This window comes from Pusillimonas noertemannii, assembly GCF_003096595.1.
GTDB classification, from domain to species: Bacteria; Pseudomonadota; Gammaproteobacteria; order Burkholderiales; family Burkholderiaceae_B; genus Pusillimonas; species Pusillimonas noertemannii.
Genome location: NZ_QEKO01000002.1, coordinates 176,376 through 200,317 on the forward strand (window position 1 = coordinate 176,376; position 23,942 = coordinate 200,317).

Genomic DNA, 23,942 nt, shown 5'->3' on the forward strand with positions numbered 1-23,942 from the left:
ACCACCATGTCATCCTTCTCTGATCCAAAGACCATCGATTCCTACGCGAGAATGGCGGAACGCAATGTTCCGGCCCTGCGCGATCTGCACCGGATGGTGGGTGTGCTGCTTGCAGAGAAGGTGCCGGCCGATGGCCGGCTCCTCGTTTTGGGTGCGGGCGGCGGGCTGGAGCTGCGTGCCATGGCCGGAATGCACCCAGGCTGGCACTTCGACGGCGTTGATCCTTCCACGCAGATGCTCGATCAAGCGCGCGTCACCGCAAGCGACTTCACAGACCGCATGAGCCTTCACGAAGGCTATATCGAAGACGCGCCCCAAGGCCCTTTCGATGGTGCGACCTGCCTTCTGACGCTGCACTTCCTTGCGCAGGAAGAGCGGGTTCGTACTTTGAAGGGGTTGTATCGGCGCCTCAGGCCCGGCGCGCCTCTCGTGACCGTCCACCACAGCTTCCCGAACGACGATGCGGGCAAGGACAAGTGGCTCGCGCGCTTCGCAGCCTATGTCGCGGCGTTTGAGATGGACGGCGTGCAGTCCAGTCTGAACATCCAGGCCATGAAGGAGCGATTGCCGGTCCTTTCGCCCGAGCAGGATGTGTCGGCCCTGCACGAAGCAGGATTTTCACAGGTGGAGCTTTTCTACGCGGCCTTCACCTTCAAAGGCTGGGTGGCATACAGAGATTAGCAACCGCAAGCAGCCTGGCCACCATCCCCAAGGTCTTCTTGCGCGAGCCATCCATCGCGACGCCGAGAACCTGACCGTACAGAACCTCTGCGTCTCGGCGGTCGACAACCGGCAATGCCTACCTTGCGTTTCCACCGAATCGGCATGTCAGCAGTCGGTGTGAAGGGAGTATGGCTTAGGGTTCGAGGCTACGATCCAGAAACTCCAGCATGCCCTGCGCAATTTCCTTGCCATGGGTTTCGATGGCAAGGTGGCCAGTATCAAGGAAATGCACCTCGGCTTTCGGGTTGTCGCGCTTGAACGCCTCGGCGCCGGCCGGCGTGAAGAATGGATCGTTTTTGCCCCAGATCGCCAGCGTTGGGGGTTGGTAATGGCGGAAGTACTGGTGCAGCTGCGTGTACTGCTTGATGTTCTGGCCGTAGTCGAGCAGCAGGTCCATTTGTGCGTCGACGCCAATTCGCTCAATTGCCGCATAAGCTAACTGGTAGGTCTCCGGCGCAATCAACGTGGTGTCCTTGACGCCTTCGGTGTACTGCCACTTGATCATGTCGAGCGTGTTGAACCGCCGCAGAGCCTCGCGATTGGCGGCGGTCGGTTCCGCCCACGCCTTGCGCATGTCCGCCCAGCCTGCGCTCAACCCCTCTTCATAGGCATTGCCGTTCTGGCTCACAATGGCAGTGATCTTCTGAGGATTGCCCACCGCCAGGCGCCAGCCGATCGGGGCGCCGAAATCGAACACGTACATCGCGTAGTGATCCAGCCCTTTAGCCACAGTGAAGGCGTCAATCACCGAGGTCAAATTGTCGAAGGTGTAGTCGAACTCGACGCCGGGCCTGACCGTGGTTTGCCCGAAACCGGGCAGGTCGGGGGCGATCACATGGTATTTCTGCGCCAGTTTTGGGATGAGGTCACGGAACATGTATGACGAGGCGGCAAACCCGTGCAGCAGCAAGACGGTGGGCGCGGCCGATAAGCCGGCTTCACGATAGAAGACATCGACGCCCCGCACGTCCATTACCCGGTAGTGAGTTTGCACAGGCTCTTCTGCCGCCTCGACTTTTGGGCCATTGGCTGGGATAGCAGCGATCAGTTCCTCGCTTTTCGCCCATAGTCGCTTGGCCTTGTCGGCGTCGAGCGCATACGATCTTGCGCCGTCGGCAAACGGGTTGGGCGTGTCGTCGATAGGTGCAACCGCGCAGTCCTCCAGATAGTGGCCGCCGATCTCGTCCTTTTCGGCAACGACCGCTGCCCAGACGGACGTCGCGGCAGCTTGCGGGATTTCTTTCAGCTCCGCGGGCGGCAGACCCGCTTCAGCCCGGGCTTTGCCAACGGTCTCAAGCAGACCCTGCAGATCTTCCTGCGAGAAATGGCGGGGAAGATCGGTGAGGCTGTTTCCGGGCATTACCGAGGCCGCCCGAATGCCGCGGTTTCGGTACCGCCGGTCGAACTCCACCGCAAAAAGAGAAACCGCTGTTTTCGAGCGGCCATAGGCGATGAAAGGGTCGTATGCTTGTTGCTCGAAATTCGGATCGTTCAGGGCAACATCGGCAACGCGATGGGCCTGGGACGACAGCACCACCAGGCGCCCATTATCGACAATCAGCGGCTCGATCTGATTCACCAATGCGAAATGGCCAAGGTGATTGGTGCCGAACTGGGTTTCGAAGCCGTCGACCGTCAGTCCGAACGGCGTCGCCATCACACCCGCGTTGGCGATGATGGCGTCGAACCGCCGGTCGTCAGCCAACAGTCGATCCGCGCAGGCCCGAACGCTTTGCAAGGATGCCAGATCGAGTTCGATCAGTTCCACACTGCCGCCTTCTCGCGACGCGGCCTTGCGTATCGATGCAGCAGTGGCCTGCGCCTTGGCAAGGTCTCTGACGGCCGCGACGACGCTGGCGCCGTGCGCGGCCAGTGAGCGGACGGTCTCCAAGCCAATGCCCGACGATGCACCCGTAACGAGAAACCGCTTTCCCTTGAGATCAACACCCGAAAGCACCTCATCGGCGGTCGAGTTTGCGTTGAATGTATTGCTCATTTGCTTTCCTTCGCTTGCGTGCGCCTTAGATGCCAAGTCCACCGGCTATGTTGATGGTCTCACCCGTGATGTAGCCGCCGTGAGGGCCGGCGAGAAAGCAGACGGTCTCCGCCACCTCTTCCAGGGTCGCAAATCGGCGGATGGGATGCAGGTCCAGGAAGCTATCAAGATCCGGAAGCTCGCCGGCAACCTCTTTGTTCATGTCCGTGGGCATGGCGCCAGGCTGCACGACGTTCACCGTGATATTGCGAGGGCCCAGATCACGCGCGATGCCCCGTGCGTATCCGCCGAGCGCTGTCTTCGTTCCGGCGTAGTCCGCCACACCTTTGAAGGGCACATAAGAACCCAGCAGGGAGCCGATGAAAATGATGCGACCACCGTCCGTCAGTTTTGATGCCGCTGCACGCGTGTTGGCAATCGACCCCATGACATTGACTTGCCACTGTCGGTTGTACTTTTCTTCGTCAAGGCTGGCGTCATCGACCGACTGACCCTGGTTCACGATACCCGCATTGTTCACGAGAATGTCGAGCTTGCCGAATTCGGCGAGTACCGAGTCAACCAGCGGCTTGGCGGTGGAAAGGTCGGCTTGATCACTCTTTATTGCAATCGCGCGAACACCCGTGGCCTTGAGCTTCTCCACAACTGCCCGCGCCTTGTCGGCCGAGGCCGCGTAGCTGATCGCGACATCCGCGCCGTGATCGGCAAACGCTTGCGCCATAGCGGCGCCAAGGCCGCGTGAGCCGCCTGTGATGAGGACTACTTTGCCCGTCAATGATTTCTGCATGAATATCTCCTGTACGCCACTGGACGTCATCGCCTCCGGGAATCGGTAGCTTTTCATAACGATCAGTACGTTAACGAACGTTATGATATTGGACGTAGGCTGTCAAGCGGTTTAATATCGATCGTTATGGAAAATGTGAGACTATCTGACTGATGGGACGTCACCGCGAGTTCGATGTGGATCAGGCGCTGGACGCCGCCCTTTGCGTGTTCTGGCGCAAGGGCTACGAGGGCGCGTCGTATACCGACCTGACGCAGGCCACCGGCGTCCAGCGACCCGCGCTCTACGCTGCGTTTGGCAATAAAGAGGCCCTATTCCGCCAGGCGCTGGCGCGCTATTACGAGCACTATCTGGATTACTTCCCGGCGGCGCTGGAACAGCCCACCTCGCGTGAGGTGGCCGCACACATCCTGCGCGGAGCGGCCGAACTGCACACCCGCTACGCGGATCGCAAGGGCTGTCTGGGCGTTCACGGGGTTTTGGCTGGCTCGGACGATGCTGAACCTGTTCGGCATGCCCTGATTGATGCGCGTGCCACCGGAGAGGCGTCGCTGCGCGAACGCTTCGAACGGGCAAAGCAAGAGGGAGATCTGCCTAAGACCGTTAACTGTGCCACGTTAGCCGCATTCGTGATGACGGTGCTCCACGGCATGGCGGTTCAAGCCAAGGCTGGCTTCTGTCGCGACACGCTGGACGCTGTCGTTGAACAGGCGCTCTCCACGTGGCCGGGCGGCAACCATCGGTGATCACAAGTCCGATCTGCGCCGCAGAGCGCTGCGCTCCATCGGCAGAAGGGGTGTTTCCCGCCTGCCTCCAGACTTACACTTGGCCTCTTTCCGCCAACGATGTCGTGTCCTGTCCTGTCACGATGTTGTGATCCAGCAAGCATCCGCGATGCGCTAAGGCATGTTTTAGATGCCGCGCCAGCGCCAGATCACGGAGATATCCCCATGCTTCTCACGGTTTGCTGATTACTTCAAGCCGATGGCATGTTGCGGCGCGACGGCGGCGCGAACCCACCGCTCGTCGATCAATTTCATTCTGAGCGCCCAGATAGTTCCGAATTACCATTTGAACTGCACTCCACCATAAATCGCGATGCCGGTGCCCGGGTTGAAAATCGCCGACGAGACATCAGCCGTCCCCGCCACGGCAACATTGGCAATGTAACGTTTATCCAGCAGGTTGCGTCCCTCTAGATAGAACGAGGTTTTTGAATCCGGAGCGTCGTACCCGACCCTGAGATTCAAGAGTGCGTACGAGTCCACCTTCACCTGATTGGCGTTGTCGGCGAAATAAGACTTCGGCATCCACTCGACATTCGGGCCGGCGTAGAACCCGCCAGGATGCTTGTAGAGCACTTCGGCACGCAGGTAGTGCGGCGGTACGCCAGGCAGCCGGTTATTGCCGTAGCGGGAATCAGCGTCGAAATAGAAGTCGTTATAGGTGTAGGCCGCGTTGAACCAGAAGCGGTCTCCGGGGACGATGCCCGATTTCAGGAAGACGAATCCAACACCGGCCTCGATCCCCTGATGTACGGTGCGGTCGGCATTGACGACTGTGCAAGGGCTCCATGGCGCGGTGGTCAGGCATTGCAGTTCGTTCTTGATCTCGGCGCGATACAAGGCCAGTTCCCACCAGCTCTCGGGCCGCAGTCCGCGCGTACCGATCTCGTAGGTGGTCGCCGTTTGGGCCTCGACGTTCGAACTGATGGGCGAAGAAAACGAGTTGGCGTCAAAAGTCGGCACTTCGGCGCTGCGCGACACGTTGGCGAAGGCCTGCCACGCGGAATCAATATCCCAGAGCACCCCCACTTTGGGGCTGAAGTGATCATAGCTTCGCCGGCCCGACTGATCGCCATCGGAGGCGTATCGGTCGCGGCGTTCGCGCGTGGCGTGCTGGAACTGAGCCCCGATGATCAGGGAAATATCCGGCCTGACGTAAAAGCTGTTTTCAACATAGGCCGAGATGTTCTTGGAGTCATCGACATTGGAGGCGGCCAGGTCGCCTTTCGAGCCGTCCAGATTGATGTATTGTTTATTGTCGATCGAGCCGTTATGCAGATTGACGCCCGCGATCAGGCGGTTACGGAAATCGCCAATCTGCCGGTCATCGGTGGCGCGGACAAAACCGCCGTAATCATTGACGCGGTAATCCAGCCATTGATAGATGGGATGCATGACATGGCGATGTACGCCAAACAGCCCGAAATCGACCGTCGTATCGTCAAAGCGCAGCGTCGTCTTGTTGGCGATGCGGACGGAGTCGATATTGCGCTGCTGATCGAGCTGCACGAACTCAGGCGCCGCCGATCTGGGTGAATTCAGCGCGACTTCCTTGGTGACCTCGCCGGGCAGCCGTTGCCGTATGGAATTCACATTCAGGTAGAAGCGCGTCTCAGCGTCCGCGGAAAACCGGTATCCCGTATTGGCGCTCAGGCGTGCCGAATGTCCGTCGCTGTGATCGCGATATCCGTCAAAGCGCTGGGCCGAGCCGGTGATGAAATAATCCCATTTTCCTTCTGCATCGCCGGTGCTGGCCTGTGCCCGTGCATAGCCGAAGCTGCCCGCATCAAGCCGCCCTTCGAAGGGCGATGCGTCGCGCCCCGTAGGCGTCACAAAGTTGATCGCGCCGCCGAGCGAGTTGCCGCCGTAGCGCATGGCGTTGGCGCCCTTGTACACCTCGACATAGCGGTAGGCGGTCGGATCGATCTCGAAGTTGTCCACCAGGCCATCAGAAGTATTGATCGGTATGCCGTCCATATACATATTCAAGCCCCGGTTGCCGTAGTTGCGCGACAAGCCCGAGCCCCGTATCGAGATGCGGGCGTCGTCGCCATACCGGGGCTGCGCAACGACGCCGGGCACCCATCCCAGGACATCCTTGACCGTTTGCGCCGGCCCATCCTTGAATGCGGTGTCCGGCACAACGTTGACCGCGCCCGGGATGCGTTGAATGTCGTCAATCGCCTGCTCTGTATCGGGAACCGTCAAGGAGCTTTCCTGTAGGGCGCTCGAACCGGTTACGGTAATGGCCGGCAACATGGTCTGTGCCACAGCCGATGTCATCGAACCCGATAAGCCGAGCGTCAGGCCGAATGCCGCTATCAATACAGTAGGGCGTATCGGTTGGGCCAATGTATCAGCCGCTCTTGTTTTTGGATGTTGATTCACTAGAGTTTCTCCCATGTCATGTGCTCTGCTAAGTTCTCAAATCGATTGCCCGTGCGCGTCATCACTCTTCGATATTCAACGTGGTTTCCAGACTGATGCGTTCAAAGTCCGTGATCAAGGCATCGATGCGGATATGCCAGGCGGGCAAGTTGGGCAGTTCAATGCCGGCTACCCGCCACGTATCGTCACTGGCGTGCTTGGCCGAGAAAACGATAGGCTCGACACCTGCCTGGGCGCTGGAGAATGCGACGTCGACTTCTTGCGCGACCAGAGGGGTCAGATCCGCTTTGGACAGATACAGCGTCAAGGATGCGGCTTGGCCGCGAACTGGAGACGTCAACGACAGGCTCGCCATGACGGCGCGGGTGTGGATATGTGCGGAAACCAAGGTCGAGGCTGCGGGTGTGCTATTCAGGGCGCGCGGCGGGGGCGTGAAGCGCCAGAGCGCCGCCACCGCCAGGATGACAATGGCCAGCATGCATTCCATGTAAATGACGCGCCGCATGGCATGGTGCGCTTGACGTTGCCCGTCCAGCACGGCGTTCATCAGGCGATAGCGGTTATAGGCGCCCAGCCCCACGAGTACAGCCAGTAAGGCGAGCTTCAGTGCCAGAACTTGCCCATAAGCAGTCAGCCACAACGAAGACGGCGTGTCGAACTGCAAATAAATCAGCACGCCGCCGCTGAAAAACAGCATCAGCAAAACAACGGGAATCAGCCTGGAGAAGCGCTTGAGCAGGTTTTTGCCCATTGGTTCTTGCAGCGAATACGCCAGAGGTAAAAGCGAACCTATCCACAGAGTGATGGCGACGGCATGCAACCAGACGGCTGGCCGGGCCAGCCAGATGGGCGGCGCGCCGCTCGCATGGCCGCTGGCAGCCAGGGATGCGCCCAGCATAATTAGCGCCGCAAGCGCCAGCAGCTTTCGCGTGAGCGTTGCGGCCGCGTGCCAGACCAACGCAGCGCACGTCAGGGCAGCCAGCGCCAGCGCGGCGGAAAGTCCAAATGATGTCGAGAACGCCGTACGCCAGGGATCGGCACCAAGCAGGGCCGAGACAGGCCTATCCAGCGCATCGATACCCAGCAGGCCCACATTGAACAGTGTGGCGGCCGCGCCCAGCATCAGCAGCCCAAAGGCCAAGCGGCGCTTATCGTCTCGCACAGAGGTCAACGCGCGGCAGACCGCCAACCCGATACCGAAAAACAGGCCGACGTATCCACCCAGGCGGGACAGCCAGATAAGCGCCTCCCTGCCCGGATGGGTCAATGATTCCTGGCCGCTGCTGGCTCCCTTGACGCCGACGGAAAACGCCACTGTGCCGCCTACAGGGTGGCCGTCGGCCGACACCACCCGCCAGCTCAGGCCATAGGCGCCTTGCTGATCCAATACCGGTAAAAGCACTTCAAGGCCCGCTGGCAGCACCTCGGTCTGTGCGATGTCCTTTACCGATCCGTCCGGTTGAATGATCTTGAACACAAGTGGCGAGACTGGCTCGTTGAACGTCAAGCGTACGCTCGCCGGGGCTTGCGGCAAGACGGCGCCCGCCGTGGGCGTGCTGGCTATCAGCGACGCATGGGCGAACACGCCTGGCGCCCAGACCAACATCGCCAGGGCAACCATCAGTATGCCAAGCGCTTGCAGCAAACCGGGCGGGGATGCGCGTACGCCGACGCGACGCATGAAATGCGTTTGCATGGCTACTCTCCTTATGGCTGATGCGCCCTTGAGGACGCATCAGCGTGCCGGTTTCCCTACTGCTTGGGCAGCAGCTTGAGTCCCGGTGCGGGAGAGTCGGAATGATCGTCAGCCGCCTTCTTGCCGGCAGAGGGAAGATCGATCCAGCGCTCTACACCCTGTTCGCATTCCTGTACGACAGGAAAATACAACGTGCTGCCGGGCGTCAACTCGCCGCTCAGGTAGCTTACAAACACGAACTCGTCGTAGTGTTCATCGAGCAGCGGGCCGCCCGTCCACACAACCTCTTTAACGCCCGATGTGACCTTGGCGCCATATCGCGTGTGGGGCTTTGCATAGTCGCCCTTGATAGTCTCGAGCGACCACCCCGCCTTGGGTTGGGGTTTGACGCCGACGACGCCTTCCGGGATACGGATGCGTATCTTGATGGTGGGAGAGCCTTTACAACCGTGCGGAACACGGAAAACGGCCTTATAGCTGCTGTCTATGGGCGCTGTTTTGACTTGAAGAGAGACGTGCGAATAGGCGGCGGGAGCAAGAAAGCATGCGGCCAGCGTAACGATGGCGCGGGAGTGAGCGCGAAAAATGGACATGAAAAAACCTCGGGATAAGTATCGCTAGAAAGTGATCGATGCGAACAGGATCACGGACGAAAAATCAACCGAGGTATGAGGGGGAGCGCGAGAGCCCAGCGGCGGGCCCAGGGCGGGCAGTGGTGGCTGCGCCTGGTTGCGATGCGGCAGGAAAACAGGATGGTGAACAACCATGCGCACCAGTACCGGCGGCTCCTGACTGGGCATCACCGCCTGCGAGACGACGATGCCGAACGGACAATCCTGGTTATCGAAGTAGTCGTCGGGAGAGGGCTGGTCAGGCTGACCGCCCAAGTCCATCAACAATGTGTTGGTGCCGCCGCCGACGGTACACAAGGTGATGGAAAATTTGCCGTCGCGCGCGCCGACAATATCCGGCATGTAGCCCACGGGGATCACCGCCCGGTACAGAAACGACAAGAGAGTCAGGCAAAATAAAACTTGCCAAACTCCTGTATTTCCACGCCGAAGGGGTTGTCGAAGGGCGAACATGTGTCAGAGTATATTACGAACCTCGTAGCGGCCTTCTTGCGATTAAGCAAAGCCAGTTGCCGTACCCAGCGTGTCGAGTCTTAGCGTACCGACTATACGAGTTGGAGCTTAGGCTGCATAGAGCATGCCAATTCAGTCAAGCAAAAATGCCAGGAATGCTACCATCGCGGCCGACGCGCCCAGCCCGCTATAACAAACGCCACCATGGCCAGCAGCCAGAGCCAAACCCCTTGCTGCACCGCCTGAATCGGCGTGGCGACACGCGGCTCCAGCACATAACCCTCCACATTCGCTGCCGCCGGCGACGGTTTAGCCGCTGCCTTCGCAGCATTCGCTGCAGCACCCAGCGCTGCAGCGGCGGGCGCCGGCTGTTCCATCTTCACAAGTTCCGTGGCCTGACACGACGGCAACGCACAATCCGACCCGTGCCGTGTGATGCTTTCGGCCAGCGCCTGCTCCAGTTGCGTACGGTCGGTCTCACTCGCTCGCCATGCGCCGCGCTCGATGGCGTCCAGCAAGGTTTCCAGCAGATGCTGGCGCGCATGTGGGTTGTGCTGCTCGAAGTAAGCCTCCATATCCAAACCATACTTGTCTTCGACATACACTTCCTTAACCTCGGCCCAGTCGGCGTCCGCGACGAGCTGCGGCGTGGTGACATCCCACAGCAGCATATGGGCCGGCAGATCGGCCATGTAGCGCGCGCCGTTGTAGCCGCTTTCCTGCATGGCGCGTATCCATGCGGGGTTGAAGTAGCGCGATTGCAGCTCACGCCCGAAAGTGCGCGCAAGCGGCTCCAGGTGCGCCTGGCCGGTTTGCGAGGCTTTCAGGTCAGCGACGTAGTTGCTGACCTGGCGACCACTATGCTCACGCACCGCCATGCCGATGCCGCCCAGGTAGGCGGCCGGCATGCTGGTATCCAGCAGGCCATAGGCGTTCGAACTGCGGCTGAAAACGGTAGCCTCGACGGACGACAACTGGGCGACGAAGCCCGCCGCGTCGGCTGCACCGTCGTCGTTTTCGCCATAGGCATGGCCTAGCCTGTCCGTGTAAAGCTGCGACAGACGGGCATCGCTCCATTCGGCACCGGCGCGGATGGCGAACTGCGTCGAAGGCGAATACGCGCCCGGCGCGGTCGAATAAATGCGCCGCTGCGACCGCTGCGCGGCAATGTCCGCATCCAGACCCTCTGTACGCAGGCGCTGGGCCTGCGCTTGGCTGTATAGATAAACGGGGTTGTCGTCTTCGCGCGCCTGCGCCGCCAGCCTGGCTGCTTTGGCCAGCAGGGCGATCTTGTCACGGAAGTGGTCACGGTAGGTGCCCGAGGTCGTAACCAGCACGTCCACGCGCGGCCGGCCCAGCGTTGCACGGTCATCCAGCGTCACATCGACGACTTCGCCGCGCGGATTCCATACCGGCCTGGCACCCAGCAGGCGCAGAATCTGGGCCTCTATAGCTGCCTCGTTCTGCGTGGACTCACCCGACCACAACACGAAGGCCACCTTGCGCGGCATTGCGCCATGCTCCTGACGGTAAGCGTCGATCAACTCGTCGGCCAACCGGGCGCCGATCTCCCAGGATTCAGGCGTCGGCAGGCGGCGCGTGGCCAGCGTATAGGGGTTGCGTCCCGGTGGCAGGGCATCCGGATTGCGCACGGCGTCGGCCATTGGGCCTGGTTCAATGTAGCCGCCAGACAGGGCTTGCAGCACGGCGTCCATTTCCCGCGGCGCGGCGGCGATGCGGGCCGCGTAGTCGCGGATGCGCGCGAGTTGGTCGGACGTCACCTGGGTCGCATCGCCGCGCAACACTGCACGCACAGTTTCTTCGTCCGGCGCTTCGGCTTCGTCGCCCGCCAGCATGGCGTGCACCATGCCTGCGGTGGTGGCTTCGTCAGGTGCCTGGCCCAGTACGTGCCCGCCCACCGGCATAACGGCGGCCTCCACCTCGGCAAGATAATTGCCAAGCGCCGTTTCCAGCGCCGGCCACGGGGCCGATGCGGGATCGATACCCAGCTCTCGCTCATGGGCTGACGCCACGTCGCGCACGGCCTGCCGGGCCCCTTCCCGATCCGCACCGGACGCCGCCGCATCTGACGCCCTGGCAAAGTCGTCACGCAAGTCCGCCAATGCCGGAGGCAAGCCGCCCTGCATCAACGGCGGCATGAAACCGAGGGTCACCGCATGGGCACGCCGCTTGTTGCCAATGCCACCGTTGGCTTGCAAAGGTGTGGGCTGTATGTGCGGTAAGCCGCCGATCAACGTGCCTATCCAATCATCGCGCGCAGGGCCTTGCTGCTTGCCCGGCATCAGCGAAAGCTGGGTGAAGAACGGCACAAAAGCATCAGCTTGCCAGCCTCGGGCCATCCATAAGTAGAAGGCGATGTATTGATGGTGCGGCGGCAAGGCACCCGTGGAAGACAAGGCGCCGGCATCTTGCAGATAGCCCCAGACCGGATGCGGGGCCAGCGCCACCTTGCCGAAGCGCAGCAGGGGGATGACGATGGAACGCGCGCCCGTTTCATCGACGTGCACCATCAGCCTGCCCGGCGGCGGCCCCCAGCGCGCCTCGGTCTGCTCGCGCAAGGCCTTTGGCAATTGTGCATACCATTCCAGGTACTGCGCCTCGGGAATAGCCACGGCGCTGCCCTCCTTCAGGCGCCTGTCCAATTCGGCCTGTGCGTTCGCTGCCTGCGCATCCTCTTCGCCCCGATGGCCGGTGGCGCCCCACATGCCCGCGCTCACATTGGCGCCGTCGCGCGCCATGCGCCGCGCCAACTCTTGCGCATCGGGCAAGGGGCCGTCGCCCACGTCATAGCCTTCGTCCCTGAGTCGGCGCAATAGCGCCGCCAGGCTGGCCTGGGCGTCCAGATAGGTATCGGGATCGCTGCCGACGTCGGCCCGATCAGCCGCTTCGCTGTGATAGGTCATCACCAGGCGTTTGTCGGCGTTGGACATGCGATGCAATCGCGCCCAGGCCATGGCCCGCTCCACGCGCCAGGCCACCTGGCCTGACAACGCTTCGTGTCGTACGGCGCCGTCGCCATGCACCACGCGGGCGCCAACCATCATGGGCTCGACGATGCCACTGGCTTCGCTCATGGCAAGCTGGCCGCTGCGATCGGGCGCAAAGCCGCCCAGGTCCGCGCGCCACTCCTGCGGTGTGCGGCTATAGTCAGTCGTGCAATTGAGCACGGCGACGCCAAGCGCCTTGGCCTCTTCTACCCCCGCACGATGGTCGGCGTAGTCGATCTGGCTGGCGCACAGAATCACGGCGTCGACAGCAGGCCGGCCATCGTGGCCGTGCAGGGCGCGCAGGGAATCGCGGCTGCCGCTGCGCCAAAGCGCCACCGGCAGTCCGCCCTGGCGCTCTGTTTCCTCGATCAGCGCGTCGATCACGGCGGTGTTGCCGGCCAGCGCCAGGCTGCGGTAGAACACGATGCCCACGCGCGGGCGTTCGGAGGCGTCGGCATGACGCCGTCCCATCCATTCCAGATAGGCTTGCAGATCGATAAAGCCCTCGGGATGGCCGGGGTGGTAATAGGCGTGGTCAGGGTATTCGACCGGCGCGGCGACTTTGCGGTCCAGCCCCAGCAGGCCTGCGCCCAGATAATCGAACAGGCTGGTGTAGTTGTCCGCGGTGGCGTTGCGCCAATACTTGATGGCGTCCGGCACCGAGGCCGGGTCTACATTGCCGCGCACCCATTCATGCCCGTTCAGCACCAGCACCTTCGTATGCCGCGCGGCCTCGTCCAGGCGCGCACGATATTGCGCCAGCCTGGGGCCTATGCCTTCGACAAGAACAAGATCGTAGCCGGCGAGGTCGGCGTCGCTAACCGAAGGCAAATGCCCACCGCCCAGGCCGAACATATCTATCTGCATGGCAGGCGCCTGGCGTGCCGCCGCCTCACGCATCAATGTAGGCTGCTGCGCCAGTTCTATGGAAATGACTGCGATATGAGGACGGGATGCTTGAGCCGCATTCGCCTTCATGGGCCAAAGGCATAGCAAACACAGCAAGCAGGCCCATATGCATCCATCTCGCATCAAGCGATGGGCCTGGCGATCGCTCCGCCCACCTGCGCCGGGGATGTCCAGATCGTGGATCATGTCAAGGCTTCTCATTCTCTAGTTCGGGCACATACACGACCTGTCCATCCGGCAGACGGTAGGCCGTGCCCAGGCGCTCGCCCTGCCCCGACAGCTTGCGGTCGGACACGCGCTCGACCTTGATCTGCTGCTGCTCCTTGCTGACGACCTCCATCTCGCCATCGACAGTCATGCGAGTCAGTGTCCAATTGGCGTCGGCGCTGAGCATATCGGTCGAGCCCATCACGGAAAACAGCGCCAGCGCCATCGCCACGATGAAAGCCAGGCTGGCATCGAAGAGGTTGGCCACGCCGGACAACGGATCGTCGTGGCGGCTCGTGTCCAGCCGGGATCGTGTAAAGCGCAGGCGCGATCTCATGCGCCCTCCCTGGCGGCAGCGGTCTCATGCGCGCGCAGCACGTGCTCGGCATGCAGACGAATGTCGTCCAAGTCCTGGCGCAGCCAGCCTTCGCGCACCATCGCGATCATGTGCGCCACGACGCCGATCGCGATGCCGACAATGGTGGCGGAGAAGGCCACCACCATGTGCTCGGCCAAGGCAGGCAAATCGCCGCGTGCCAGACCGCTCAGACCCGCCGCCATCGGAATCAGCGTACCCATCAGGCCAAGTGAAGGGCCGGCGCGCACGGCAAAGCGCACGCTGTTCAAGCTGCGCAGGCCACCGTGCTCGGCTTGCGCCAACAATTTCTCGATGCGAAGATCGGGATTGGAAGTTTTTTCGGCCGCTGCCGTGTCGACCAGACGCGTGAACCGGGCCGCCGCCGGCCTGTGCCCGCGCCAGCGGCTCGCCAGGCTACGCAAAAACATGCCCAGCGCCACCAGCGTCCATATCACCAGCGCCACCAGCAAAGCCAGCACCGGCTGGAACAACAATTGGGAGACCTGCTCCAGTATGAGCTTCAATGTCATGATTACAGAGTCCTTGTGTATCGCAGGTAGAAGGCGCGGCCCGGCATGGTGTAGTCCGCCTTCTCGTAGTAGTCGCGATCGAACAGATTGGAGACGTCAAAGCGCAGCGTGTCCTTGCGCGTAAGCTTCCAGCGGGCGCTGAAATCCACTACCGTAAAGGGCTCGTTCTTGAACAGCCCGCCCTGGCCGCCGGTATAGATTCGGCCCTGGCTGTTGTCATTGTCGTAGCGCGCATCCACATGGCGCGCCGTCAGCGTCGCCCACCATGCCTGGCCATCACTGACCGTCAGTGACACATTACCTTTCCACTTGGCCACGTTGCGTATCGGCACCGGACCGCTGGCGTCGAAATCCTCGGCTTGTATCAGTCGCGTAAGGCTGGTGGACAGGCCAACCCGGCCGGCCTGCAGACCGAACAGCCGCCCGGCGTCCAGCGCCAGCCTGGCCTCGATGCCGCGCATACGCGAATCGTCGGCGTTCTCGTAGCTGCTGATGCGCTCCGTTGGCGATTCGCTGACAATGACCGAGCGGATGCGGTCGCTGATGCTCGCCTGGAAATAGGTCAGATCCGCGTCCAGGTAGCCGTCGGCATAGCCCACGCCCAGATCCCAGCTTTTGCTGCGCTCGGGGTTCAGGCCCGCATTGCCGATGCTAAGGCGCCGCTGGATACCCGCATACTCTACGTTCTCGCCCGCCAGCTCACTGCCTTGCGGCGGCGCGAAGGCCGTGCCGGCCGAACCGTGCACGCGCCAATTGTCCGTCAGCTTGTAGACCACGCCGCCGCGCGGGTTGAAGCTGGTGAAGCTGGAGGAGCCCGGGGTGAAGGTGTCCTTGTAGGGTGTGACAAGCGTGCTGGCGTCGATCCAATCCACCCTGCCGCCCAAGGTGAAGATCAGGCGGTCGTCCAGCCACTTGCTGCCCCATTCGGCAAAAACCCCCCGGCTGTCGCGCCGCTCGTTCGGGCTGTAAGGCGCCCGACTCTCGCCCGCCTCATTGAAGGAAAAACGATCGGCCTCGACGCGCTGCCAATCCACGCCATAGGTCAACGTCATCCGGTCATTCAGGCTCCAGACGTCCTGCAGCTGCAGGCCCGCATAGCTCGACTCGGTGCGGCTGGAACGATAGCGCGGCGCCTGTGCGGGCACAGTGATGTAGTTGTAGGTCTCCCGTGAAGCGTAGGCCACCGCCGTGATCTCATGATCCTGCGGCGTCAGCATGAACCTGACGTCGCCCCCGAAACGGCTGGTTTCATTGGCCGATGCGTTGGGCGGATCGTAGCTGAGCGGGCCAGGCGCATTGTTGTCCAGGTCCGCCCAGTCCAGGGTAACGTCCACCCTCACCATATCGGTCAGGTCGCTGCCCAGCCGCGCCTTGCCGGACACACGGCGAAAATCGCTGTTGGGCCGCGTGTCGCCGCCACCGGTGCGAAAGTCGTCATGCTGGTTCACATAGCCAACAGCCAGATCAAAATCCGTTCTGTCGGACAAGGAGCCGCCCAGCGCCACATCGGCCTGGCGGGTATCGAATGAGCCATAGCCCAGGCTGACGCTGCCACCGATGGGGCCGGTGGAGCGCCGTGTGATGATGTTGACCACGCCGCCCATGGCCGACGCGCCATACAGGGACGAGGCCGGCCCTTTGAGCACTTCGACGCGCTCGATGCTTTCGGGCGAAAGCGTGGTGAAGCTGGTCGAGCCCGAAGGTCGCCCGTCTATCAAGATCAAGGTGCGCGGATTGATGGTGAACTCGAAGTTCGGCCGCATGCCACGCAAGCCGACGCCAGCCAGGCCGTTCGGATATTGAATGACATCCACACTGGCATTTTTCTTGAGCTGATCCAGGAAGGTGTTGCCAACGGTCTCTTCCAGGACGTCGCCCTCGACGACCTCCATCGAAGACGCGACCTCGTCGCGGCGCTGGGCATTGCGAGTCGCCGTGACCACGATGGGGTTCAATTCCACCGGCTGAGCTTGGGTGCTTGCTGCGACGTTTGATTGGGGCGCAGCAGCTTGGCCGCCACCCGTCACCTTCGTGCCTGTCTCGGCCGCCTGCGCCCCAAAAACAGCGCATAGTGCGGCGGCTAGCGCCCCTACCCGCCTCTCGATACGGATGTTCCGACGCAGCTTAACGGCTTGCGGTTCCATGTAAGGGCCTCTCATTCATTAATAAAAAATGATATGTTATAACATAACAATTAATCATTTCCACAACATAGAATGGAAGGCACATCATGTTCAAATCTGGAAAACTCATCTTCATGTCCGGTATCGCCGCACTGGCGTTACTGGCATGGCCGCAGGCCAACGCCCACGAACTGCACGTCGTCTCCACGTTTTCCATCGTCAGCGATTTCGCCAGGAACGTGGGTGGTGAGCGGATCGCGCTGACCACTCTGGTCGGCCCAAACGGCGACGCTCACTCCTATGAGCCCAAGCCGGCCGACGCCGTCGCCGTGGGCCAGGCCGACGTGGTGCTGGCCAATGGCTTGCATTTTGAAGGCTTTCTTGACCGCCTCGTCCAGGCTTCCAACAGTACGGCGCCGATAGTCACGCTTACCCGAGACGTCGAGCTGCTGCGCAACGCCGAAGACGAGCACGAGCACGACAACCATGAAGACCACGATCATGACCATGATCATGCGCAGGAACACACCGACTCACACGATCACGGCCATGCAAAGGAACATGCCCACCATCATCACCATGGCGAATATGATCCGCATGCGTGGCAGTCTGTGCGCAATGCGCAGGTATACGTGACCAACATCGCCAAGGCTTTTTGCGCGGCCGATGCAGCGGGTTGCCCCAGCTACCAGGCCAATGCCAAATCCTATGATGAAAAGCTTCAGGCGCTGGAAACGGAGCTTAAGGCCGCGGTGGCTCAGATTCCAGCCAGCCAGCGGACGGTCATCACCTCCCACGACGCCTTCGGCTATCTGGGGCGTGCATACGGTCTTCAGTTTCTGGCGCCACAAGGCCTTAGCACCGGGTCGGAGGCTTCCGCGGCAGGCGTTGCCGCATTGATACAGCAGATCAAGAAGCAAGAGGCATCCGCCATCTTTCTTGAAAATGTCAGCAATCCTCGGCTGATCCAGCAAATTGCCACCGAAACAGGTATGAAAATTGGCGGCAAGCTTTATTCCGACGCCCTGTCACCCGCTGATGGACCCGCTTCCACCTATATCGACATGATGCGCCATAATGTCAGCACGATCCGGGATGCGGTGTTGGGGCGATAAAGCCCCGCCGCTCAGACCAGGCATCTCCTCGAAAAACACTGAGACGGCAACCCAGAAGACGCCCAATCGCTTGAGCGAAGTGCAGCTCAGGCCAGTTGTAAGGCCCAGAAAACGTGAATAGAACACTCGCGGCGCTGACGTTAGCACTTGCACCGTTTAGCTTGTATGCCCATCCGCATGCGTGGATCGACGTGCGCAGCACGATCGTCATGTCAGACCAGGGGTCGATTTCAGCCATTGAGGAAGAATGGCTGTTCGATGACTTGTACAGTGCGGCCATACTCGAAGGTCTGAAGGAGGACAGCCCCGAGAAAAAAGCGGTGGTGAGCGATTTTGCCGCCGAGGTCATCGAGAACCTGGGTCCGTATGGCTATTTCATGCGCATCACCGCCAATGCCCGTCCAATCAAATTGAACACCGTCACCCAATTCAAAAGCGAAATGAAGGGCCAGCAGTTGCAGTTGTCTTTTACCGCCCCTTTGGCCGAGCCTGTGAGTCCCATGCGTGATGAGGTCAGTTTCTCCGTATACGACCCCACTTATTTCATTCAGATGACACATCGTGCGCAGGACCCGCCCACCATCAGAAGCAAAAAAAGCCATGCTTGCCGGGCGCACGTAAAACCGCCCAATCCCACTCCTGAGAACATTGCGCGCGCATTCGCGCTCGATCGCGGTGCAACGCCCGAAGAAGGCCTGGGCGATCTGTTCGCGGAAAAGGTGGATATCCAATGCAAATGACGCGCAGACCGTCTGTGCGCATGCTGGCCGGATACACGTTCGCGGGCGCATTGCTAGTCGGCATGTGGGCGCTGTTCAGTCGCTACGCAGTATGGAGCCAGCTTCTGATCTGGATCATGAAAACGCAGGCCGAGTTGCACCAGAAACTGGCTTCCACCATGCGCTTGGTGGCCGATCACGGTTGGACAGCGACGTGGCCGCTCATCGGCATTAGCCTGCTCTATGGCATCTTCCATGCCGCTGGGCCTGGTCACGGCAAAGCGGTGATTACAACCTATCTGGGCACAAGCAGAACGCGGCTTCGGCGCGGTCTGTTCTTGTCAATATCGTCAGCCATCGTCCAGGGTCTGGTGGCGGTGGTTCTTGTCGAAGTGGTGGCAAACCTGCTGGGTTATTCGCTGCGACGCACCCAGGGCGCCGCCGGGCAGTTGGAGAACGCCAGTTTCGCTCTGGTTGCGCTGCTGGGCGCGGTGCTGGCCCTTCGCAGCGCAAAAGGACTCTATCGCAGGTGGCGTGAACCGAAACGCAGTTCGGGTTCCCTGTTTTCAAACAGCGGCAGATTACAGCCGTATTGTGCCGATTGCGGCGGCCCGCATCAATTGACGGGCCAGCATCTGAATCAACCGCTGAGCTGGCGGACCGCACTGCCGATCATCCTGGCGATCGGGATGCGGCCCTGCACGGGGGCCATCCTTATTCTGCTAGTCGCCTATTCGCTCGGCTTGCGCTGGGTCGGCATTGCCGCTGTGCTGGCCATGTCGCTCGGCACGGCGGCAACCGTCAGCCTGCTGGCCACCCTTGCCGTGTCATTTCGGCATGTAGCAATGCGCTTTTTTCAGCGTGGCCGCATCTCTTCGCGTCACACGGGCATTGTTTTTGAAGTTCTGGGCCTGGTGGGCGGCACAGCGATAGGCTTCATGGGAGTCGGTCTTCTTCGGCAAGGGCTGGCAACCGTCCCGCATCCACTTTTGTAGCCGGCTCAATTCGTCGGCAAATCGTCCAATTCGTCAGTGCAAACCAGTATGTAACGCGCATGGCATCTAAGAAAATACAATCAAGCTCGCGCTCTCCTAAACCCCCGGTCCGTCGTTATAAACCGTTCCAGCATGTACGGGACGAGCGTCACTGCATCGACCTTCTCCCCATACAACTGGCTATGCGCAGCGGCATACCGATCCAGCTCTTCATTAAGCGACACCGGCAGACTGATCGTCATCTTCACGATTCGTTGTCTGGGCAACGGGCCTAAACGTAATTTCGTCACCATGGCATCACCTGTTGATAAAAAGCGGGCGGTACGGCCGCAGCGCGATATCCCGATTGACGATCACCCGCACCGGCAGGCCAGGCCGAGCCGTCAGCGTCGGCTGAATATTCATGCTGCGCCGGGTCATCTCCTGCCCTGCCTGATTCACGTTATCTTGCAGACTGTCGCGGCCCGCAATAATGATGCGATCGCCATCGCTGCGATTTTCCGGCGCGGCCAACTCGGCGCCCACGCCTAGCAAAGTGGTCAGCGCCGCGCCCGCCAGAATGCGATCCCAATGCCAGTCCACCTGGTCCTCCAGCCCGGCGTATCCGGTCGGGTCGGCGGCGGCCAGGTTATCCAATGCCACTGATGATGTGTCGGGCAAAATAATACGATCCCACACGGCCTGTACCCGGCTTTGCCCGTAGGCCACCTGGCTGTTGTAGCGTCCCATCAAGCGCGATCCCTGCGGAATCAGGACATGCCGGCCGGTCGCGCTGTCATAAACGGGTTCGGTCACCGTGGCGATGATGTCGCCTGGCAAATCGGACTTGATGCCGGTCACGAGCGCGCCCGGAATAATGGTGCCGGCCATCAGCGTGTCGGGGGCACGGGGCGCCTGCAGGCCATGCAGGCTTTGCGTCGCGGCCGCACTCTGGTTCGCAAATGCTGCCTTGTTGTCCTGCATGTTCTGTGTCTGCACCGGATCGACGCGTTCGGATTCACCTGGCACGCCTGCCATCCTCATACCAAACATCCCGGAGGCTGGCGCCGATGCACTGGCTTGTGCATCGGCGCGCGGGCCGGATTTATAGAAGAGCGGCGCGCGGGCCGCATCCTGCGCCTCCTTTAGGCGGGCCTGCCGTTCGACTTCCGCCGCATCCGGTCCGCCGTGCGGCTGCAGGCTAGCCTCGCGCTCAGCACGCAGCATCGGCCTGCCCAGATCGCCTGGCAGCGGATCGCCCAGGACGGGAGCCGGAACGGGATCTGCGGGAGGCTTCACCACCTGGCTGTAGTCGCGCGGCAGGGATGCCAACCCTTCGGCTCGGGATATGCGATCGACGTTATAGAGTTCTTCGGCGGGACCGGAGGCCCGCTTATGGGGCTGCAATGACCACATGGTCGCGCCCAGCACAACGGCGGCGACCGAACCTGCCAGCACCGCCAGGGTGCGCCGGTTTAGCCGCGTAACAGAAGGCGCGGCGGCGCGCAACTCCATGGACTCGGGCGGCGCCTTGGGCGGTACGTCGCTCGCATCGTCAGTACGCTCGCCTATCATGACCCGCCTCGCACAGCCTTCACGTCGTTGCGGCTGATGCGCACAACTTGCGCACCATCACCGCCCAGGCGCAGTTCGACCGCGCCAAAAAGCCGGTCCACGATGTAGTACGGCGCTTGGTAGCGGTGATTGACCAGCTGCAGCTCTCCTTTCGGTCCTATCAGAAAGAGCGGCGGCAAATCGCCCTGCGCGATGCCAGCCGGAAACTGGATATACACCTTGCTGCCATCATCAAACGCCCGCAGCGGCCGCCAGGGAGCGGCATCCCCAGTGATGGCATAGCGAAACCGCAATTGATCCAGCGACACACCCGAGGCCAAAGGCGTTACGGTTCGCGCCTGCTCGGCCTGGGCCTTCAGTTCCGCCAAACGGTCCTGCGGATAATCCCACGACACCGAGGCCATCCATGCCGAATCGGTGGAAGTCAGCTCCAGCAGATAGATGCGCTTGTTGGTCGTCACGACTAGATTGGTTTTCAGGCCGGCGCGCACGGGCTTGATCTGGATATTGGCCCGCATCCCTTTGTCGCTGCCGCTGGTCGAATCCCCCACAATCCAGCGCACCGTGTCGCCGGCCGAAATATCGATCAGCTTTTCACCGGGCTGCAGCAGGACCAGCGTGACCCTGCCGGGGCTTGCGTAGACCTGATACAGCGCACCCTGCGAGTAGGGCCAGACCTGGATGGCGTTGATGAAGCCGTCGCGGCTGGGCGCCATGCGCGCTTCACGGTTGGCTTGGGCGATGCGCTGGGCGGGATTGGCCGGCTCGGGCTTGGCCTTGCTGTCTTCGATGGCCTTGAGCTGGCCCGGCAGCGGCAAGGGTTTGGGCACGGCCACCACTTCCACCGGCTTGGCGGGCTCCACGGGAATGGCTTCGGCCACCCCCGGCGGATCGTCGAGCGCGATTACGGGCGGCGGCGTGCCGCGCGAGGCGCAGCCCGCCAAAATCACCATCAACAACGGAAACGCTTTGAGGATACTCATGGCCGATTGCCTCCCGAAAGTTGCCGGCTCCAGTTGATGCCGTCGACGTAGATGCCCAGCGGATTGGTGCGCAGCTTGGCCTCCGTGTTCGGCGGCTGCAGCGCCACGGTCAGGATCGCGGTCCACTGTTCAGTCTCAGCCAGCGAACCATTGACGTAGCGGCGCTCGGTCCACTGGGCCTGAAACGAACGGTCGCTGGCGCGCACGATGCTCGACACCTCCACCGTCACGGTCTGCTTGCCGATCTTTGTAAAAGGATCGTTGGCCCGTGCGTAGTCGTTCAGGAATGCCGCGCCCCGATCCGTGGTGTAGTCGTACGCATCGAGCCAGTTCTGGCGCACCACCAAGGGGTCCAGGGAAATGGTGCGCACATTGCCGATGAAGCGGGCCAGGTGATACGCCGTCTGCGCGTCGGTGGGCTGATACGGCGTGGCCGCTTTGCCCACCGCCCTCACTTTCCCAAGATGCTCCACCTCGATCACAAAGGGTGTAACCAAGGACTGGGTGGCGCGCCAGACATAAGCGCCGGCCAAGCCAATGGACAGCAGCAGGCAGCCAAAGGCCATCATCCGCCAGTTCCTGGCCTGAACGCGGGCGCTGCCCAGCCGTTCGTCCCAGACCTGCGCCGCCTTCTGGTAGGGCGTCACGGGTTCGGGCGTAGCCGAATACTTCACCGAAGGTCGCCTAAATCGCATCCTGCCTCCTGTCAGTCCGAATCGTCGCGCAAGCTGGGGCTGGGACTGCCGCCACCGCCGGCGTCGCCCGCACGCAACGCATGCGCGCCCAACGCGGCGCCGTGCATCGCCCGCTGCCGACTCTGCGCCTGCTTAGCCCATTGTGGCTGCCCCTTGGAATCAGTGGCCGGCAAGGCGGCACCTGTCTTTGCTGCAGCCGTACCGCCCGCCCCGGCTGCGGTCCCCAGTCGCGCCCGCAGCGTGTCACCTGCGGCGGACACACCGGCGCGGGCCGCACCACCCAACCCGGCGGATGCGGCTTTCAAGCCGGATTGGCCGGATGCGCTGGCTGCCTGCGTATAGGCCTGGCGCGCGCCACCGGCCATCGACGCGCCCGCGCGCAGCCCTGCCGCACCTGCCCGTCCGGCCATGCCCGCCACTGCCACGCCGGCCGTAGCGGCCCCGGCCACCCCCAGCGCCGTGCCGGCCGCCGCTCCCGCGCCCAATTGCGGGGCGCCAGACACCAGCCCGGTCGCAATGCCCGGACCGAAGATACCCAAGCCCAACATGGCCAGTGAGGCGAGCACCACGGCCACCGCCTCGTCCAGCGTTGGCTCGGGGCTGATACCCGTTCTGAAATCATTGAAGACGAGCGTGCCGATCCCCACGATGACGGCCAGCACCAAGACCTTGATCCCGGCGGCCACCACATTGCCCAGCACTTTTTCGGCCAGAAACGCGGTCTTGTTCCAAAGCGCGAACGGCACGAGAATAAAGCCGGCCAAGGTGGTCAGCTTGAATTCGATGAGCGTGATGAAAAGCTGCACCGCCAGCACGAAAAAGCTCAGGACCACGATCACCCAAGCCAGCAGCATCACCACGATGGTCTCGAAATTGGCAAAGATCGCCGTAAAGCCCGACAGCCGGCCAACCTCGGCCAGCAGCGGCGCGGCCGTGTCCACACCGACCTGCGCGAGCCGGCCCGGCTGAAGCAGTTGCGCCGACGTGATCGTGGAGCCCGAGGCGACCAGGCCCAAGCCCGCGAACGAGCGGAAGATGATGCCGGCCAGCGCGTTGAAGTTGCCGATGATGTAGGCAAAGGCGCCGACGTAAAGCGTTTTCTTGAGGAGCTTGCCCAGAATGTCTTCATGCCCGCCCATCGCCCAGAACAGGCCCGCCAGCGTCATATCGATGACGACCAGCGTGGCTGTCAGAAAACCGACTTCGCCGCCCAGGAGTCCAAAGCCGCTGTCGATGTAGCGGGCGAACACCTCTGTGAAGCGGTCGATGACGGCCAGGTCGTTCAT

General features: G+C 61.8%; 20 protein-coding genes and 1 pseudogene. 5 read left to right on the forward strand and 16 right to left on the reverse strand.

Annotation, left to right across the window (positions count from 1 at the left end; translation table 11 throughout):
- Positions 1–6 precede the first annotated feature (6 nt).
- Complete coding sequence (locus tag C7440_RS07870) at positions 7–681, forward strand: class I SAM-dependent methyltransferase (protein WP_116518081.1); 675 nt, start codon at positions 7–9, stop codon at positions 679–681.
- Between the two features lie 175 nt (positions 682–856).
- Here C7440_RS07870 and C7440_RS20300 read toward each other — a convergent pair whose 3' ends face one another.
- The 3 genes and pseudogenes from C7440_RS20300 to C7440_RS07885 form a co-directional block, all read right to left on the reverse strand.
- Complete coding sequence (locus C7440_RS20300; protein WP_116518565.1) at positions 857–1,696, reverse strand: alpha/beta fold hydrolase; 840 nt, start codon at positions 1,694–1,696, stop codon at positions 857–859.
- 354 nt (positions 1,697–2,050) lie between these two features.
- Positions 2,051–2,719, reverse strand: a pseudogene (locus C7440_RS20305) (SDR family NAD(P)-dependent oxidoreductase); the annotation flags it as partial.
- 25 nt (positions 2,720–2,744) lie between these two features.
- Positions 2,745–3,506 carry an SDR family NAD(P)-dependent oxidoreductase gene (locus tag C7440_RS07885; protein ID WP_116518082.1) on the reverse strand — a complete coding sequence of 254 codons (762 nt, stop codon included), beginning with the start codon at positions 3,504–3,506 and terminating at the stop codon, positions 2,745–2,747.
- A gap of 176 nt (positions 3,507–3,682) precedes the next feature.
- Between C7440_RS07885 and C7440_RS07890 the strand changes: the two genes are divergently transcribed.
- Positions 3,683–4,252, forward strand: coding sequence for a TetR/AcrR family transcriptional regulator (locus tag C7440_RS07890; RefSeq protein WP_341476771.1), 570 nt, complete (start codon positions 3,683–3,685; stop codon positions 4,250–4,252).
- Positions 4,253–4,570: 318 nt separating this feature from the next.
- On the opposite strand, the gene C7440_RS07900 is transcribed toward C7440_RS07890, so the two are convergent.
- From C7440_RS07900 to C7440_RS07935, 8 genes are all read right to left on the reverse strand, one after another.
- Positions 4,571–6,499 carry a TonB-dependent receptor family protein gene (locus C7440_RS07900; protein WP_207775385.1) on the reverse strand — a complete coding sequence of 643 codons (1,929 nt, stop codon included), beginning with the start codon at positions 6,497–6,499 and terminating at the stop codon, positions 4,571–4,573.
- Positions 6,500–6,740: 241 nt separating this feature from the next.
- On the reverse strand, positions 6,741–8,375 hold the full coding sequence (locus C7440_RS07905; RefSeq protein WP_116518085.1) for a copper resistance CopC/CopD family protein: 1,635 nt from the start codon (positions 8,373–8,375) through the stop codon (positions 6,741–6,743).
- Positions 8,376–8,431: 56 nt separating this feature from the next.
- Positions 8,432–8,968: a YcnI family copper-binding membrane protein gene (locus C7440_RS07910; RefSeq protein WP_116518086.1), complete on the reverse strand. Its 537-nt coding sequence runs from the start codon at positions 8,966–8,968 to the stop codon at positions 8,432–8,434.
- Between the two features lie 24 nt (positions 8,969–8,992).
- Positions 8,993–9,388 carry a DUF2946 family protein gene (locus tag C7440_RS07915; RefSeq protein WP_116518087.1) on the reverse strand — a complete coding sequence of 132 codons (396 nt, stop codon included), beginning with the start codon at positions 9,386–9,388 and terminating at the stop codon, positions 8,993–8,995.
- A 230-nt stretch (positions 9,389–9,618) separates the two neighbouring features.
- Positions 9,619–13,335 (reverse strand): cobaltochelatase subunit CobN, encoded by a 3,717-nt coding sequence (locus C7440_RS07920; protein ID WP_165832497.1) that lies wholly within the window; start codon positions 13,333–13,335, stop codon positions 9,619–9,621.
- 229 nt (positions 13,336–13,564) lie between these two features.
- Positions 13,565–13,921, reverse strand: a complete 357-nt coding sequence (locus C7440_RS07925) for a DUF2149 domain-containing protein (protein ID WP_116518089.1) — start codon at positions 13,919–13,921, stop codon at positions 13,565–13,567.
- On the reverse strand, positions 13,918–14,472 hold the full coding sequence (locus C7440_RS07930) for a MotA/TolQ/ExbB proton channel family protein (RefSeq protein ID WP_116518090.1): 555 nt from the start codon (positions 14,470–14,472) through the stop codon (positions 13,918–13,920). Before C7440_RS07930 ends, C7440_RS07925 begins: the two co-directional genes overlap by 4 nt.
- Before the next feature lie 2 nt (positions 14,473–14,474).
- Positions 14,475–16,433 carry a TonB-dependent receptor gene (locus tag C7440_RS07935; protein WP_207775386.1) on the reverse strand — a complete coding sequence of 653 codons (1,959 nt, stop codon included), beginning with the start codon at positions 16,431–16,433 and terminating at the stop codon, positions 14,475–14,477.
- 269 nt (positions 16,434–16,702) lie between these two features.
- On the opposite strand from C7440_RS07935, the gene C7440_RS07940 reads away from it, so the two are divergent.
- The 3 genes from C7440_RS07940 to C7440_RS07950 all read left to right on the forward strand — a co-directional run bounded on the left by C7440_RS07940 (position 16,703) and on the right by C7440_RS07950 (position 19,424).
- Positions 16,703–17,710, forward strand: coding sequence for a metal ABC transporter solute-binding protein, Zn/Mn family (locus C7440_RS07940; protein WP_116518092.1), 1,008 nt, complete (start codon positions 16,703–16,705; stop codon positions 17,708–17,710).
- 113 nt (positions 17,711–17,823) lie between these two features.
- On the forward strand, positions 17,824–18,450 hold the full coding sequence (locus C7440_RS07945; protein WP_116518093.1) for a DUF1007 family protein: 627 nt from the start codon (positions 17,824–17,826) through the stop codon (positions 18,448–18,450).
- Entirely contained in the window at positions 18,441–19,424 is a 984-nt protein-coding gene (locus tag C7440_RS07950; RefSeq protein ID WP_116518094.1) for a nickel/cobalt transporter, read from the forward strand. The genes C7440_RS07945 and C7440_RS07950 overlap by 10 nt, the downstream gene beginning before the upstream one ends.
- Before the next feature lie 80 nt (positions 19,425–19,504).
- Here C7440_RS07950 and C7440_RS07955 read toward each other — a convergent pair whose 3' ends face one another.
- From C7440_RS07955 to trbL, 5 genes are read right to left on the reverse strand one after another with little or no spacing between them, the layout of a single operon-like run.
- Positions 19,505–19,717 (reverse strand): DUF2274 domain-containing protein, encoded by a 213-nt coding sequence (locus C7440_RS07955; RefSeq protein ID WP_116518095.1) that lies wholly within the window; start codon positions 19,715–19,717, stop codon positions 19,505–19,507.
- A gap of 4 nt (positions 19,718–19,721) precedes the next feature.
- Complete coding sequence (locus C7440_RS07960; protein WP_116518096.1) at positions 19,722–20,978, reverse strand: TraB/TrbI/VirB10 family type IV secretion system protein; 1,257 nt, start codon at positions 20,976–20,978, stop codon at positions 19,722–19,724.
- On the reverse strand, positions 20,975–21,961 hold the full coding sequence (trbG, locus tag C7440_RS07965) for a P-type conjugative transfer protein TrbG (protein ID WP_116518097.1): 987 nt from the start codon (positions 21,959–21,961) through the stop codon (positions 20,975–20,977). Before trbG ends, C7440_RS07960 begins: the two co-directional genes overlap by 4 nt.
- Positions 21,958–22,656 (reverse strand): conjugal transfer protein TrbF, encoded by a 699-nt coding sequence (trbF, locus tag C7440_RS07970; RefSeq protein WP_116518098.1) that lies wholly within the window; start codon positions 22,654–22,656, stop codon positions 21,958–21,960. Before trbF ends, trbG begins: the two co-directional genes overlap by 4 nt.
- Positions 22,657–22,667: 11 nt before the next feature.
- The gene (gene trbL / locus C7440_RS07975) at positions 22,668–23,942 is read right to left on the reverse strand and encodes a P-type conjugative transfer protein TrbL (RefSeq protein WP_116518099.1); all 1,275 of its coding nucleotides are present in this window, start codon (positions 23,940–23,942) and stop codon (positions 22,668–22,670) included.

Excerpts from the sequence above, each read along its gene's own strand:
- C7440_RS07870 (WP_116518081.1), top strand. The coding sequence starts at position 7 with ATGTCATCCTTCTCTGATCCAAAGACCATCGATTCCTACGCGAGAATG.
- C7440_RS20300 (WP_116518565.1), bottom strand. The coding sequence starts at position 1,696 with ATGGACGTGCGGGGCGTCGATGTCTTCTATCGTGAAGCCGGCTTATCG.
- C7440_RS07885 (WP_116518082.1), bottom strand. The coding sequence starts at position 3,506 with ATGCAGAAATCATTGACGGGCAAAGTAGTCCTCATCACAGGCGGCTCA.
- C7440_RS07905 (WP_116518085.1), bottom strand. The coding sequence starts at position 8,375 with ATGCAAACGCATTTCATGCGTCGCGTCGGCGTACGCGCATCCCCGCCC.
- C7440_RS07910 (WP_116518086.1), bottom strand. The coding sequence starts at position 8,968 with ATGTCCATTTTTCGCGCTCACTCCCGCGCCATCGTTACGCTGGCCGCA.
- C7440_RS07920 (WP_165832497.1), bottom strand. The coding sequence starts at position 13,335 with ATGCAGATAGATATGTTCGGCCTGGGCGGTGGGCATTTGCCTTCGGTT.
- C7440_RS07925 (WP_116518089.1), bottom strand. The coding sequence starts at position 13,921 with ATGAGATCGCGCCTGCGCTTTACACGATCCCGGCTGGACACGAGCCGC.
- C7440_RS07930 (WP_116518090.1), bottom strand. The coding sequence starts at position 14,472 with ATGACATTGAAGCTCATACTGGAGCAGGTCTCCCAATTGTTGTTCCAG.
- C7440_RS07940 (WP_116518092.1), top strand. The coding sequence starts at position 16,703 with ATGTTCAAATCTGGAAAACTCATCTTCATGTCCGGTATCGCCGCACTG.
- C7440_RS07950 (WP_116518094.1), top strand. The coding sequence starts at position 18,441 with ATGCAAATGACGCGCAGACCGTCTGTGCGCATGCTGGCCGGATACACG.
- C7440_RS07955 (WP_116518095.1), bottom strand. The coding sequence starts at position 19,717 with ATGGTGACGAAATTACGTTTAGGCCCGTTGCCCAGACAACGAATCGTG.
- C7440_RS07960 (WP_116518096.1), bottom strand. The coding sequence starts at position 20,978 with ATGATAGGCGAGCGTACTGACGATGCGAGCGACGTACCGCCCAAGGCG.
- trbG (WP_116518097.1), bottom strand. The coding sequence starts at position 21,961 with ATGAGTATCCTCAAAGCGTTTCCGTTGTTGATGGTGATTTTGGCGGGC.
- trbF (WP_116518098.1), bottom strand. The coding sequence starts at position 22,656 with ATGCGATTTAGGCGACCTTCGGTGAAGTATTCGGCTACGCCCGAACCC.
- trbL (WP_116518099.1), bottom strand. The coding sequence starts at position 23,942 with ATGAACGACCTGGCCGTCATCGACCGCTTCACAGAGGTGTTCGCCCGC.